The sequence below is a fragment of the Natronoarchaeum rubrum genome, assembly GCF_024494695.1.
Window position 1 is genome coordinate 382,773 of the sequence record NZ_JANHDP010000003.1, and the last position, 13,534, is coordinate 396,306.

12 protein-coding genes are annotated in these 13,534 nt (G+C 67.1%); 6 read left to right on the forward strand and 6 right to left on the reverse strand.

What is annotated here, in order from left to right; all coding sequences use genetic code 11:
* Positions 1-368 precede the first annotated feature (368 nt).
* Together NO931_RS09605 and NO931_RS09610 are read left to right on the forward strand one after the other, a co-directional pair.
* A complete protein-coding gene (locus tag NO931_RS09605) occupies positions 369-2,108 on the forward strand; it encodes a DUF255 domain-containing protein (protein WP_256392119.1) in 1,740 nt (579 codons plus the stop codon).
* A 106-nt stretch (positions 2,109-2,214) separates the two neighbouring features.
* On the forward strand, positions 2,215-3,018 hold the full coding sequence (locus NO931_RS09610) for a TrmB family transcriptional regulator (RefSeq protein WP_256392120.1): 804 nt from the start codon (positions 2,215-2,217) through the stop codon (positions 3,016-3,018).
* Between the two features lie 19 nt (positions 3,019-3,037).
* Here NO931_RS09610 and NO931_RS09615 read toward each other — a convergent pair whose 3' ends face one another.
* The 3 genes from NO931_RS09615 to NO931_RS09625 all read right to left on the reverse strand — a co-directional run bounded on the left by NO931_RS09615 (position 3,038) and on the right by NO931_RS09625 (position 5,417).
* On the reverse strand, positions 3,038-3,223 hold the full coding sequence (locus NO931_RS09615) for a hypothetical protein (RefSeq protein ID WP_256392121.1): 186 nt from the start codon (positions 3,221-3,223) through the stop codon (positions 3,038-3,040).
* A 340-nt stretch (positions 3,224-3,563) separates the two neighbouring features.
* Entirely contained in the window at positions 3,564-4,490 is a 927-nt protein-coding gene (gene mptA / locus NO931_RS09620; RefSeq protein WP_256392122.1) for a GTP cyclohydrolase MptA, read from the reverse strand.
* Positions 4,491-4,592: 102 nt separating this feature from the next.
* Positions 4,593-5,417: an NAD(+)/NADH kinase gene (locus NO931_RS09625; protein WP_256392123.1), complete on the reverse strand. Its 825-nt coding sequence runs from the start codon at positions 5,415-5,417 to the stop codon at positions 4,593-4,595.
* A 507-nt stretch (positions 5,418-5,924) separates the two neighbouring features.
* On the opposite strand from NO931_RS09625, the gene NO931_RS09630 reads away from it, so the two are divergent.
* Positions 5,925-7,115, forward strand: a complete 1,191-nt coding sequence (locus NO931_RS09630; RefSeq protein WP_445668784.1) for a KaiC domain-containing protein — start codon at positions 5,925-5,927, stop codon at positions 7,113-7,115.
* A 28-nt stretch (positions 7,116-7,143) separates the two neighbouring features.
* Here NO931_RS09630 and NO931_RS09635 read toward each other — a convergent pair whose 3' ends face one another.
* On the reverse strand, positions 7,144-8,163 hold the full coding sequence (locus NO931_RS09635; RefSeq protein WP_256392125.1) for a succinylglutamate desuccinylase/aspartoacylase family protein: 1,020 nt from the start codon (positions 8,161-8,163) through the stop codon (positions 7,144-7,146).
* A gap of 93 nt (positions 8,164-8,256) precedes the next feature.
* On the opposite strand from NO931_RS09635, the gene NO931_RS09640 reads away from it, so the two are divergent.
* Both NO931_RS09640 and NO931_RS09645 read left to right on the forward strand, forming a co-directional pair.
* Positions 8,257-8,862 (forward strand): DUF7504 family protein, encoded by a 606-nt coding sequence (locus NO931_RS09640; protein WP_256392126.1) that lies wholly within the window; start codon positions 8,257-8,259, stop codon positions 8,860-8,862.
* A 203-nt stretch (positions 8,863-9,065) separates the two neighbouring features.
* Positions 9,066-9,203 (forward strand): DUF7503 family protein, encoded by a 138-nt coding sequence (locus NO931_RS09645; RefSeq protein ID WP_256392127.1) that lies wholly within the window; start codon positions 9,066-9,068, stop codon positions 9,201-9,203.
* Here NO931_RS09645 and NO931_RS09650 read toward each other — a convergent pair.
* A complete protein-coding gene (locus NO931_RS09650) occupies positions 9,200-11,266 on the reverse strand; it encodes a hypothetical protein (RefSeq protein WP_256392128.1) in 2,067 nt (688 codons plus the stop codon). The two genes, NO931_RS09645 and NO931_RS09650, sit on opposite strands and share 4 nt — an antisense overlap.
* A 156-nt stretch (positions 11,267-11,422) precedes the next feature.
* Entirely contained in the window at positions 11,423-12,859 is a 1,437-nt protein-coding gene (locus NO931_RS09655) for an ATP-binding protein (RefSeq protein WP_256392129.1), read from the reverse strand.
* Positions 12,860-13,125: 266 nt separating this feature from the next.
* Between NO931_RS09655 and NO931_RS09660 the strand changes: the two genes are divergently transcribed.
* The gene (locus NO931_RS09660; RefSeq protein WP_256392130.1) at positions 13,126-13,494 is read left to right on the forward strand and encodes a winged helix-turn-helix transcriptional regulator; all 369 of its coding nucleotides are present in this window, start codon (positions 13,126-13,128) and stop codon (positions 13,492-13,494) included.
* The last annotated feature ends 40 nt before the right edge of the window (positions 13,495-13,534 follow it).

The following is a 13,534-nucleotide window of genomic DNA, read 5'->3' on the forward strand; positions in this document are numbered from 1 at the left end:
GGATGAGCGAGCGAAGCGAGCGAATCGGCTGGGGAGGACGAGGTTGCGGTCGGGGGGACTGAGCGAACCCGAAGGGTTCGCGAGGGTCGAAAGACGCCTCTCGGCGTCTTTCGGGAATGAAAGGGGCCGCCGCGCTCGACCCGGTGAGACGAAGTAAGGACCACAGCGGAGCGAGGACCGCAGCGAGTCGCAACCGGTCGAACGCGGCGGGGGCTTTCAGAGAGTCGTCGTCCGATACGGTTCGAGAAAGCACACAGAGAACGTTCGCAGTCGCGTTCCCCGCAACTACTCGTCCACCACATCCTCCAACCGTGATGACTGTTGCTAGATCCCGAAGCGCTTACCAGCGCGCGAGCGTACCCCGAGACATGGACGAGAGCGCCGAGCGGACCCGCGTCGAGTGGCACGAGTGGGGTCCGGAGCCGTTCGAGATCGCAGACCGAGCCGGAAAGCCAGTGTTGCTGTCGCTGTCGGCGACGTGGTGCTCGTGGTGTCACGAGATGGACGAGGAGACCTACAGCGAGCCCCGGATCGCCGCCAACGTCAACGACGGGTTCGTCCCCGTACGCGTCGACGTCGACCGGCACCCGCGCGTCCGCGAGCGGTACAACATGGGCGGTTTTCCCTCGACCGTCTTCCTGACGCCGAGCGGCGAGCAGCTCACGGGCGCGGGCTATCTCGCTCCCGACGGGATGCGCCAGGTGATCACCAGCGTCCGGAAGATGTGGGACGGCAAGGGCGCCGAGGCCGGCCGAATCCCGCGAAGCCTGCAGGGCGAGGCCACGCCGGCAGGCGAGTTGACGCCGCGGATCGAGGAGCAGCTTCTGGGCGCGCTCCACGAGACCTACGACGAGCAGGCCGGCGGCTGGGGGACCGACGCCAAGTTCCCGATGCCACGGACGATCGAGTTCGCGCTCAAGCGCGAGCGCGAGCAGGCCGTCCGGACGCTCGACGCCGTGGGCGCGAACCTGCTCGACGACTACGCGGGCGGCTTTTACAGGTACGCTGCCGGCGGTGACTGGAGCGAGCCCCACTACGAGAAGATGCTCGATACGAACGCCGCGATCGTGCGCGCGTTCGCCAACGCCTACCTCTACACCGGACGCGAGGAGTACCGCCAACCCGCCGCGGACACGATCGACTACCTCACCACGACGCTGTGGACCGGCGACGCGTTCGCCGGGAGTCAGTCCGCCGGCCCCGGTGCGGAGTTCTACGCCCGCGAGCCGACCGACCGCGAGGCCGCCGACGAGCCGCCGGTCGATCCGACACACTTCGCCGACCGGAACGCGCTGGCGGCCGACGCCCTCCTGACCTACCACGCCTACACCGACGACGATACCGCACGCCGGTACGCCGAGCGCGCGCTCGACTACCTCGCGGAGACTCTGATCGAGGACGGCGAGGTCGTCCACTTCCGCGACCCCGAGAACGCCGACGAGGTCGGCGAGTCGCTCCTGCTGGCCGATCACGCCCGGACGGTCGCCGCGCTGACGACCGCCCGCGAGGTGCTGGGTCCCGACGCGCTGGACGAGCGCCCGATCGACCTCGCCCGGAGCGTCGCGGACGCCGCGATCGACGAACTCCACGACGAGGGCTCGTTCCGCGACGGCCCCGCGAGCGGCGAAGGACTGCTCGACCGGCCGCTCCGGCCGCTCGACGGCAACGTCGAGATGGCCGACGCGCTGCTGGACCTCGCAGTCCTCACGGACGAGGACCGCTACCGCGACGTCGCCCGCGAGACGGTCGAAGCGTTCGCTGGCGCGTGGGATCGCTTCGGGCCGCAGGTCGCCGGCTACGGCTCGGCCGCCTCGCGCCTGCTCAACGGAACGCTCGTGATCCGGATCGCCGACGACGCCGGGACCGACCTCCACCGCGCGGCGCTTCGGATGGGTGACCACGAGAAAGTCGTCGTCCCCGACGCCGAGGGGATCGACGCCGGAACCGCCGCGGCGTCGATCGTGACCGACGCCGACGAACCGAGTTCGTCGAGCCCTCGCTCGCAGGCTCCCGAGAACGCCGCAGTGTCGTCCGACCCCGCCGAGACGCCCGACCAACTGGAAGCGCGCGTTAGCGCCCTGATCGACGAACGGTCCGGACAGGACTGAGCGGCCCCACCAACGCGGTGTGACGCCGGCGACAGGCCCTCGAACTGGGGGACGCACCCTGGAAACCTCCGGTGCGTTTATAACCCTTCGAGAGTGACAGCACGGTATGGCAAGTCTGCGGGACCTCGGGCTGTCCGAGTACGAAGCGCGCGCCTACCGCGCGCTACTGAACACCGGTCCCACAACCGCCAAAGAGTTGTCCCGGGCCAGCGACGTGCCCATGGGACGCATCTACGACGTTCTCAACAGTATCGAGCAGTACAACCTCGTTCGCAGCCAGACCGCGAGCCGACCCAAAAAGTACGTCGCGGTCGAACCCGCCACCGCCCTCGACCGCCTGCTGGACGACAAGAAGCGCGAGCTCGAGGAGAAAGCCGACCAGTACGAGGAGATCGTCGACGACCTCTCGGACGAACTCGACGCCGCCGATCCCGTCGAGGAGCAGTTCTGGACCGCGGCGGTCGGCGCGGTCGAGACCGCGGACCTGCTCGTCGAGCGGCTCTCGGCGGCCGACGAGCGGATCGTGTTCGTCGCGTCGGACCAGACCTCGCTGTTCGAACTCGACGAAATCGGCGACCTCGTCGCCGAGCAGTTCGAGCAGGCGATCGACCGCGGCGTCGACGTCAAGGTCCTGATGACGCCCAGCCTCGTGGACTCGCTCCCCGAAAGCGTCGGCCGGCGCCACCGCCAGACGCTCTCGCCGTCGGAGAACTACGAGGTGCGCGTCAGCCCGGACGTGACGGGGACGTTCAACGTCCTCGACGGCGTCGAGGTCTGCGTCCAGGTACCCCACCCGCTCGCGGTCGACGAGGCGTTCGCGATGATCGACCTGAAAGACCCCGAGTTCGCGGCGGACGTCCACGACGAGTTCGTCCCGCGGTGGCAGGCAGCCGAGACGCTGTCGTTTTAGGACGCCGCGGTTGCTGGAACTACACGGCCTCTTTGCGAACAGGGTCTTCAAGCGCCCGAATGCACTCGTCGACAGCCGCGAGCGTGGCGTCCCCGCCGTCCCGCTCGACGGAAACCAGCACGCCCGCCTTTCGCCGGTTCGGGGCCGGACAGCCGACCAGCCAGGCGTCTTCGTACGTCCTGACGAGGGCGTCGAGGGCGCCCATCTTCAGGCTCGAAGGGCGATCCCTGACGCCCAACTGAAGGACCGATCGATCGGTTGACGACCCGCCTGATCTCCGACTCGGAATACCGCTCCGCCAGATCGTCGCGGAGCGAACAGTCGTACTCGCGGCCGTCGTACGCGATGATCGCGCGGAGGTCGGATCCGACGGGCTATCGGATCTGATCTTCGATGTCGTCGACGGAGAGCATACTCGTACGACGGTCTCCCGAACTGTCAAATCCTGTTTCGGTTATTCCTGGCACCGATATGAAAATTACAACCGTCGAGATCGGGGGCGGGAAGCTCTCCGTCGAAATCGGCTGGTGGACGAACGCCGGCGTTCAGTTCTGTACTTCGTCTCGAAGCTGTTCCATCTCGACGCGTCGCTCGGCGTGTGCGTTGTGCTGGTGGATGGACTCGTCGTTGGACTGTTTCATCGTGACGACGGCATCGTCCGGTAGCTGATCGAACTGGTCGACGACGCCGTCGGCCATCGCGCGGACGCAGTCCTCGACGAACTTGGCGTCGGCGTGGGACTGGTAGGTCATGTGATCCTCGTCGGGGCGCTTGGCGAGGTTGTAGATGCGCGCGCTCATCGAGTCCCGGGCGACGTCGATGAGGGTCGTCAGGTCGACGTTGGGGGCGCCGTCGCTCTCGACGGCCAGCGTGGCGTGGCCCCGCTGGGAGTGGCCGGGCTGGGGCACTTCGTCGAGGAACTCCTCGATGGTGTCGTCCTCGATACCGAGCTGTTCGAGCTTCTGGCGTGCCCGGGCCTCGGACATGCCCTGCGAACAGGGACAGACGGTCATGCCGGTCACGGTGGCACCGATCTCCTCGCGGGTGCCCTCCTCTGTGGCGGTGGCTTTGGCCTGGATGTCGACGGTGCTCTGGGTCTCCCGGTCGGAGGCGGGGGTCTGTTCGCGCTGGACGAGTTCGGCCTCCATCGAGACGATCGCCTCGCTGGTGTAATCGTGCTTGTCGAGCAGCCGTTCGGCGGCGTCGCCACAGACGTCCTCGACGCGGTGGACCTCCTCGCGGGTGGCGGCTTCGAGCGTCTCGTCGATGACTTCCATGTTGCGGCTCATGTCGGCGCCCTTGCGCCAGGAGGGCAGGTCGACGAACACCTCGAACTCGGCCATCAACACGATCGGACGCTGCTCGGGTCGCGCGATCTTCACCAGCTTCTCGACGCCCGTGACGCCCACGCGGTTCAGCCCCACCGCCACGTCGGGGCTTGTCGCCTGTACGTCCGGCAGTTGCTCACTCATTGAGTCGACGTTACTACGGTACGCGATTAGGCCTTTCGATAGCGCGAATATCGTCGCTCACGACCCGACCAGCGGCGGCAACGCGAACCTGCGGCTGCCGGCTCACTGCAGCTTTCCGAGCGCCTCGAAGAAGTCCGCTCGCGGCCCGGCGATCCGTATCGGTTCCTCGGCAGCCGTGACGGTGACCGTGGTGCCGGCGTCGATCTCGCGCCGCGTCCGACCGTCGCTGATGACGTATCCGCTCGGTGCGTCGGTCAGTTCGATGGCGACGTCCACGTCGACGTCGACCGCGAGCGACGGCATCGACTCGGCGCCGCACATCTCGGTGACGGCGATCGCCGGCACCTCCGGATGGACCAGCGGTCCGCCCTCGCTGAGATTGTAGGCGGTCGAGCCCGTCGGCGTCGCGACGAGTACGCCGTCGGCGTGGCCGGTCGAGTACGTCGCGCCGTCGACGCGCACCGTGAGTTCGGCGCCGTTGCCGTGGCCGCGCTGGGGTCCCTGAACGACGACCTCGTTGATCGCCGGCTCCAGCGTCCAGTCGCCGTTACTCGCGCGAAGTCGGGGGAGTTCCCGCGCCCGCACGTCGCCGGTCTCGCGGACGTGCGCCACCTCGGCGGTGACGGCGTCGACGGCGTCGACCGGTGCGACCGCGTTGAGGAAGCCGACCTCCCCGAGATTGACGCCCATGATCGGCGTCGTTCCGGCGCCGCGTGCGGCGTATAGAAACGTCCCGTCGCCGCCGATCGACACCACGAGATCGCAGTCGGCCATCGCCGAGACGTCCGTTCCGGGGCGGTCGAGCGCGGCGGCGGTGGCCTCGTCGAGCCGCACCGCGACGCCGTCGTCTCGAAGCGTGACGGCGATCTTTCGGGCGAGCGAGGCGGCTTGCTCGTTGCCCTTCTGGCCGACGATCCCGACGTTCATGTCTTCGACGTTGCGCCGGGGGCTGAAAAACTCCCCGTTGGCGTCGCGACGGCGTCGATCGGCGCCCGCGCGGGCCGCGAAGGGTCCGGGGAAGTCGACGACCGCTCGTACGGCCCCGGCAGCAACCTTAATTTGGCTGGGGCGAATGGTTTCGGAGTAGCACACGGCCCGAACGGAGTAGTACGCCGGACGGGTCCCACATCTACTAGATCATGACCAGCCTTTCCCATCGCTCGACGCTCGGCATCCTCCGTAGCTGCCGCCCGGAGTCGAGGGTGTGGGGAACTCCTCAGACGGGCACGTGTTATAGTTGCCTGAGAGGTGGCCGCGGTGAGTGACGACCGGGCGGACGATCCGACCCAAAGCGAGCCGAAGGACGGCGAGTCGGAGGCAAGCGGCGACGACGCGCCAGCCGACGACTGGTTCGAACGGGCGCTTCGCGACGCCGAGGACGCCGGCGAGGATCTCTTCTCGGGCGAGTGGGCTCCGGACGGCCACGACGAGGCGGTGGTCGATCCGGACGCGACGGAGCGAACGGAGACTGCCGAGCGGGGCGCCGACGATCTGGCGTCGGCGTTCGCCGACATGACCGACGAGGTTGGAGACGATCCCGACGCCGGATTCGACGACGTACCGAAGACGGGCGACCCCACGAGCGACGACGAATCGTCCGACGAACAGGACGACGACGAATCGTCCGATGAACAGGACAACGACGGCGAGCTATTCGACACCGACTTCGCCTCGGCGCTCGGCGACGCACCGGACATTCCGGGCGACAGCCAGCCCGCTAGCAGCTCGCCCGGCGGCAGCACGCCGGGAGGCAGTACGGGGAGCGGTGGATTCGGGGACGGCTCGCCCGCCCCTGGCGAGTTCGGCGAGGGCGGCGGCGAGTTCGACATGGCGACCGACGACTTCGGCGCGCTGGGAGACCTCGGCGACGTCGGGGCGCCCGGGAGCGGCGCGGATTTCGAGCAGCAGGACGAGGGCTACGAGTCCGATATTCCTCGGATCGAACTCGGCGTCGAGGGGCTGGACGCGATGATTCAGGGCGGCGTCCCGGCGCGCTCGCTGATGGTAGCGATCGGTAGCGCCGGTACGGGGAAGACGACGCTCGGGCTCCAGTTTCTCGACCGAGGGCTCCAGCAGGGCGAGCGCGCGGTGTACATCACGTTAGAGGAATCCCGGAGTCGGGTGATCCGCAGCGCGACCGAGAAGGGGTTCGCGTTCGACGAGTACGCCGAGGAGGGCCAGCTCGCGGTCGTCGACATCGACCCCGTCGAGATGGCCAACAGCCTCCAGAGCATTCGCAGCGAGCTGCCGCGGCTGATCAGCGACTTCGGCGCCTCGCGGCTGGTGCTGGACTCGGTGTCGCTGCTGGAGATGATGTACGACGATCGGGCGGTGCGGCGCAACGAGATCTACGACTTCACGCGGAGCCTCAAGGACGCCGGCGTCACGACGCTGCTGACCAGCGAGGCCAGCGAGGACTCGGCGTTCGCGTCCCGACACGGCATCGTCGAGTACCTGACCGACGCCGTGTTCGTCCTCCAGTACGTCCGCCCCTCCGATTTCCGGGAGACGCGGCTGGCGATCGAGATCCAGAAGATCCGCGACGCCAACCACTCCCGCGAGACCAAGCCTTACGAGATCACCAACGACGGAATCAACGTCTACCGGCAGGCCAACATCTTCTGAGCGCACTGACGGCGAGGTCGCCGCGCCGTCATTCCACTACCGCCACGCCCGCGAGCCGATCGCCCGCCGTCACGGTCGCTTCGCGCCGGAGCGCGTAGAGAACGCCGTCCTGCCCCGACTGGACCGTCTGGAGCGACTCGTAGGTCGCCGGGTCGTACACCGTTCCGATCGTCGTTCCCTGGGCGATCCTGTCGCCGACCGCGAACTCGCCGGTGATCCGGAACAGCCCCGACGCCTCGGCGTCGACGCTCCCGAGGTGGTTCCGTGCCCGCCGCGGCGTTCCGTTGTCGACGATCTCGCCCGGGAGCACGTCCAGCTGCCGAAGCACGTTCAACAGACCGGTGACGCCCGTCTCGATGGCGGATTCGACCAGCTGCTTGTTGTGGGCGAGCTCCGGCGTGATCGCGGTGATCTCCTCGCGAGCTGCCGCGACGCGGAGCTTTCCGTCGAAGCCGCGATCGCGCCACTCGTCGGGCGCGTCGTCACCGGCCGGTTCCGCGAGCAGCAGGTCGGTCCCGAACGCGGCGGCGAGCGAGCGCGCGTCGGCGTCCCCCTGAGCGTAGACGACGTGGGGCAGCATGTTCGGGCTGCCGGTGTGCAGGTCGACGATGACGTCGGCCTCGCCGGCGTACTCCCAGAGCCGGGCGGCCATTCGCTGGTGAAGCGACCCCTCCGCATTGCCCGGCCAGACGCGGTTCATGTTCGGGTTGACGCTGTCGAGCGCCGCCGGCGCGGTGTAGGAGACGCGGTCGAACGTCAGCGGATTCGCCACGGGCACCGCGATCACCGTCCCGGCGAGCGAACCGCGGTCGAGTCGATCGTGGACTCGCCGGAGGACCTCCGAGCCGTTGATCTCCCGGCCGTGCTGGGCCGCCTGCACGTACACCGTCGGCCCGTCCTCGGCGCCGTCGTAGCGGTGGACGGTCGTCGCGATCTCGACCCCGGAAGGCAGGCGCGCGAGCGTGACGCGCTCGGCGTCGTGACGAGCCCGCGAACGAGGGCTCGATGAGCCTCGCTCATCGGTGTCGTGCCCGGTCGTCTCCTCCATGTGTGTGTCCTTGGAAGGCACGATAATAGTCCTTCGTCACGAATTGTTTCGCCGTACGGATAGTTATATGAGTGTCGATCACGTGCCTCCGCTATGGCCGGACGTGAACCGAAGACGCCCCGTAAGGACGTCGTTCCGGGTACGCTCGACCCCGGATCGAGCGTCCTCGTCTACGCCGCGGGCGAGGACTCGCCGCCGCGGCTCTGTACGGATCTCGCCACGACTGCGGATCCGACCGGCGACGTACTCGTCGCGGAATTTGCTTCCGATCCCGCGGACTGTCTGGACCGACTCTCGAACCACCCCGCGACGGGGCGAAAGCGCCTGCTCGCGGTCGGCGATCACGGCGAGCTACGCTCGGCGCGGAGCGATGTCGACGTCGCCTCGGTCACCGATCCCGCGGACCTGTCCGAGATCGGGATCGAGATCAGCGGCTTTCTGTCCGACGCACCGTCCGAGGGCGGCGAGACGATCGTCTGCTTTCACTCGCTGACCGAACTCCTGAACCACACGGATCTCGAACGCGCGTTCCGCTTTCTCCACGTGCTCGCGGGTCGTGTCAGCGCGGCCGACGCCGTCGCGCACTTCCACGTCGATCCCACCGCCCACGAACCGCGAGACCTCAACACGCTCGCGGCGCTGTTCGACGGCGTCGTCGAGCGATTCGACGGCAAGTGGGTCGTCCGATCGAGTCAGTGACGAGCCGCCATTGCAGATAGCACCGTCTTCGGTAGTCGCAACTTTCTGTAGCTAACTCGGAACTACGCGTTCTCCGGCGGTTATACGACCGCTAGCGCTGCCAAGAATATGTTTTCTAGAGCACAATACAAAATCCACTTTGTTTAGTGTATCTATATTTTAAATATTTTTATATTCTCTCCCCATTTTTGTAGCCATGTACCATGTCCGATGGCAATAGCACCCAGATGGCGTCGTTCCTCAAAAATCACCCGCGGCTGGCCGGCGTGCTGTTCGCTGCGCTGGTGGCGCTGACGCAAGTTGGAAGTGCAGCGGCGGCGATCGGAATGACGATCGATTAAAAGTCCAGAGTTTCAGCAGAAAGTTCGCTGCTCCAGTGTAATTCTTCGGAAATCCTAACAGGGACGTTCTCTAACTGTAGCGTCTGAAAGAGTTCTTCTTCCGAGACAGTCATGGTTCCGATGGCCCCGGAGTTCAGGTAGAACGTCTTGTTAGACTCGATAATCGGCATAAACATACCGCCCATACCACCAGACGTGGTAGCAAACGCCTCAAACGTGATTTCATATTCACCGCCGCTTGATTCGACGTGTGTCAAGATCGGCGTCCCGCTCTCGGCCTGCGCGATCGTGAGCCCGCCGTCGCCGATCACCAGGTACTGGCTGCCGACGATGCTCTCGCCCTTCGCGACTTCGAGGGCCGCCCGGAGCGGGAACCCGCAGTTCAGCAGGCGTGCGACCGTCGAGCCGATGCGGACGGCGCCGCTGTTGATCACGTCGCTGAGCGTCGCGATGCCGCCGATCGCGCCGGCCTCGATCAGCTTCGCGCCCTGGTCGTACGACTGGCAGGCGTTGAGCAGAAACGCGTCGACGCCGACGTCGTCGAGCGTGTCGGCGTCGAGCGTGCCATCCGCGCAGCGGAATCCGGCGTCGTCGATGTGACCGACGTAGTGGAGAAACTCCGCCGGTTCGGCGAGCACGTCGGCGAGTTCGTCGGTCCGCAGGTCGCGCTCGACGGACACCTCGAACGGGAGGTCCGCGCGGGAGCCGTACACCTCGTCGACGATGTCGCGCTCCTTGTCCATGCGGTCGTCGTTGCAGACGACCGTGATCGCGATGTCGCCGGTCGAAGGGTCGCGATCGAAGCGGTTGCGATAGGCTTCCGGCGTCGCCTTGCTGACGCCGATCGGCGTCTCGTCGCCGACCCACGCCTGCTCGATGGCGTCGTCGGACTCCACTTGCACGTAGGTGTTCTCGCCGCCGCTGGCGCCGCCGGACGACTCGGCCGCGCCGCGAGTGTACGCTCCCATCCCCGTCTCTTCGACCGACGACGCCGACACCTGCTGTGGCTCGGCGGTCCGGATGACCGCGAGGTCGTTGACCAGATACGGCAGCGTCTCGATGCTCTCGGGCGTGGGCGAGACGTGCGTCGTCAGCTTCCACTGGGGTAACAGCTCCTCGACGGCGTCGTAGGGGACGTCGAGATAGGCTTCGAGTTGCTCGCGCAGCGGCGCCTCGTACAGTTCGGCAAACGAGAGGTCGACCTCGCGTTCCAGGCGCTGGCGCTCGTGGAGATCGATCGGGTACAGCCCCTCGGTGCGGGTGACACAGTCGAGGAAGAACACCTGCTTGAGCACGCGAACGACTTCGGACTCGAAGCCGCCCGGCCCGTCGAGATCGTACTCGAACCCGTCGTCGGTGACGATGCGGGGCGCGTCGCCCGGCACCATCTCGGCGCCGAGGTAGTACGCCAGCGTCGCCGCGGGGTAGATGTAGCGGTACGTCGGCGGCAGTTCGATCGCGACGCCGGTGTCGGCGGGCTCGATTGTCTCGGGAATCGAGAGTTCGTCGCCGAGTTCGATCGCGGGCGGATGCCCGCGCAGCGTCGGCAGCGAGCGCTCGGGGGTCGTCGTCTTGAGCGACGAACTCAGCGCCGTCACGGTGCGCATGATGTCTTCCGGAGCGTCGGTCGTCGTCAGCGTCGCCGCGGGCTGTTCGTGCTTCGACCGGCCACCGACGACGACCCGGGTGGGCTCGCCGAACTCGATCGAAGTCCGCTCGGTCTCCGAGGAGATCGTCACGTCGCTCTCGACCCGGAGGTAGATCCGAAGCTGGACGGACACCTCCATGCTGTAGGTTCCCTCCGGGAGCTCCTCGTGGGAGAAGTGCTCGGCGCTCGCGACGACGTCGCCCGCCTCGTCCCTGACGATGACGGGCGCCACCGTCGGGAGCGTGATCGACGAGCACTCGATCGCGACGGCGTCGTCGACCGGGAACCGGAACGCGTCGGGATCGGCCGTCGACGGCACGACGGGCGCGTCCGTCAACAGCGAGTAGCGGACCCGCTCGATCGGATCGATCAGCTCCAGACCGGGCTCGGATAACGGCTCGAAAGCAACGTTCACGTCCCGGACACCCCACTCCGAGAAACGGCGATACCGTCCATTCGAGGTGTAGCTAACGGGCAGCGTGAGAATAAAGGTACCGACCAGTTGCGCCGCAACTGCACCGGAACCCCCCGATGCCGTCGACGGGAATTTCGGTCGTCAGCCGGAGCGGCGTCAGCGGGTGGCCTCGACGGGCGGACGGTCGGCCGGACGCTGACCGGCCGGCAGCGACAGGGTTACGGCCGTCCCGGTCGGCTCGCGATCGGCGACGGAAATCTCGCCGCCCAGACTGGTGACGATCCAGTTGACGATCCAAAGCCCCAGTCCGCTACCGTGTTCCAGCGGCGTCTCGTCGTCGCCCCGGAGCACCGATCGTTCGGCTTCCGGCAGTCCCGGGCCGCGGTCGCAGACGGTGATCTCGGTCCGATCGCCGTCCTGCGCGACGCGCACGACGACCGGGGCGCCTTCCCGGGCGTACCGGATCGCGTTCTCGCAGAGCTCCCGGACCGCCGTCTCCAGATGCGCGTCGGCGAGGACCGGGCAGCTCTCGGGCGCCTCGATCCGGATCTCGGGCGTCGACGAGTCGTAGCGCAGATCGGTTCGGACGCGATCGACCAGCCGTACCGCGTCGAGAGCGTTCCGATCCGTTCCGTCCCACGTCGTCTGGAGGGAGCCGGCGGTCTCGCCGAGTTCGACGAGATCGTCGGCCGCGTCTTCGATCGCGCGGGCCGCCGCGACCGCCGTCGAATCGTCGACCCGCTCGGCCAGCATCTCGGCGTTGCCGAGGATCACGTTCATTCCGTTCCGGATGTTGTGTCGCAGAACGCGATTGAGAACCGTCACCTGCTGTTTTCGGCACTGCTCGTCGGTGACGTCGTCGTAACAGACGAACGCGTCGGCGTCGTCGCCGGCCACCGGGAGCATCTTGAGCGCCACGTCGCGGCGGCCGGTCGCCGTCCGGCGCGTGACGATCTGCTCGACCGCGGTGCCGTTTTCGACCTGCTGGACCAGATCGGCGGCCTCCGCCCGTTCGTCAGGCGAGACGACCCACTCCGAGAGTTGCTCTCCGAGGACGGCGTCGGCGTCGTAGCCGAACACCTCCTCGAAGGCCGGGTTGACGCCGCGCACGATACGCTCGCCGTCCTCGATAGTCGCCGTGACGACCGGATGAGCGACGCAGTCGATCCCCACGCGCTCGGTCGCAGACGTCGCGGTCGTAGCGGCGTCCGACCGGGGACTGCCGAGTACGTTCTCGATCCGTCGGCGAACGACAGGCGGCCGAAGCGGCCGTCGGACGACGTCGTCGATCGTCGACCAGCGCTCGTCCGACAGCCGGTCGTCGTCGACGACCAACAGGACCGACGGATCGGTGCCGTCGACGTCCGAAAACGACCCGTCGAGCCGGTCGAGCGCGGATTCGTCGACGATCCAGAGGTCGACGCCGTCGACGCAGCCGGGCGAGCCCAGCAAAACTGAACACTCCTCGGGAGCCATCGCGGCGATCCGGTCGGCGTCGTCGATGTCGGCGGCGACAGCGATACGCCCCGGCTCGCTCCGAGTCCCGCCGTCACGCACTGCCGATAGTGGCTCTGCCGAAACCTGTTCAGTCACAGTAGATTCCTCCCGCGTCGCGAACCGCACGTGCGGTGCTCTGACACGACCGTTCCGTGGCCGGGTAGAACCGTGGCCGCTGCCGAACGGGTTCCTCGATCGCGGCGAACTGCGGCGTCGCCGGCCATGAAGATGTCATGTGGTGATTTCCACTTATAATTACCGATGGCAATTGTGATCGGTTTTATCTTTGCGCATTTCTGGCGGGAGAAAAGGGGAGCTTACTTATCAGAAGCGGAACGTACAGTGTTGCAGGGAGCGACACCGTGAAACTCCGTCAACCAACAGATTTCCTGATTCTCGAAGCGCTGCACGCGTACGGGCGTAACGTCGCGCCGAACCTCGCCCAGATCACCGGAAAGAGTCGGAAGAACGTCAACAACCGGCTACCGGTACTCGACGACTACGGACTGGTCCGGAAGATCGGGCCGGCCGAGCGGTCGGGACTGTACGAGGTGACCGATAGCGGGCGGGTCGCGCTCCGCTGTCGGGACGAGTACGACACGACGCCGGACTTCGAGGCGTTGATCGAACGACGCCTCGAAACCCAGAGCGGAGCCCAGGCGGGCGAGGCGCTGGTCCGCGGCGGCGACGATGTCGACGACGCCGACGCAGCAGACGAGAACTCCGAGTGAACCCCTCGAAGACGGGGTCGTAGCACGCCGCACCCCGAGG

Bases quoted from the DNA above. Each gene is read 5' to 3' on its own strand.
- NO931_RS09605 (WP_256392119.1), top strand. From the start codon at position 369: ATGGACGAGAGCGCCGAGCGGACCCGCGTCGAGTGGCACGAGTGGGGT.
- NO931_RS09610 (WP_256392120.1), top strand. From the start codon at position 2,215: ATGGCAAGTCTGCGGGACCTCGGGCTGTCCGAGTACGAAGCGCGCGCC.
- NO931_RS09640 (WP_256392126.1), top strand. From the start codon at position 8,257: ATGGCCGGACGTGAACCGAAGACGCCCCGTAAGGACGTCGTTCCGGGT.
- NO931_RS09635 (WP_256392125.1), bottom strand. From the start codon at position 8,163: ATGGAGGAGACGACCGGGCACGACACCGATGAGCGAGGCTCATCGAGC.
- mptA (WP_256392122.1), bottom strand. From the start codon at position 4,490: ATGAGTGAGCAACTGCCGGACGTACAGGCGACAAGCCCCGACGTGGCG.
- NO931_RS09615 (WP_256392121.1), bottom strand. From the start codon at position 3,223: ATGGGCGCCCTCGACGCCCTCGTCAGGACGTACGAAGACGCCTGGCTG.
- NO931_RS09645 (WP_256392127.1), top strand. From the start codon at position 9,066: ATGTCCGATGGCAATAGCACCCAGATGGCGTCGTTCCTCAAAAATCAC.
- NO931_RS09625 (WP_256392123.1), bottom strand. From the start codon at position 5,417: ATGAACGTCGGGATCGTCGGCCAGAAGGGCAACGAGCAAGCCGCCTCG.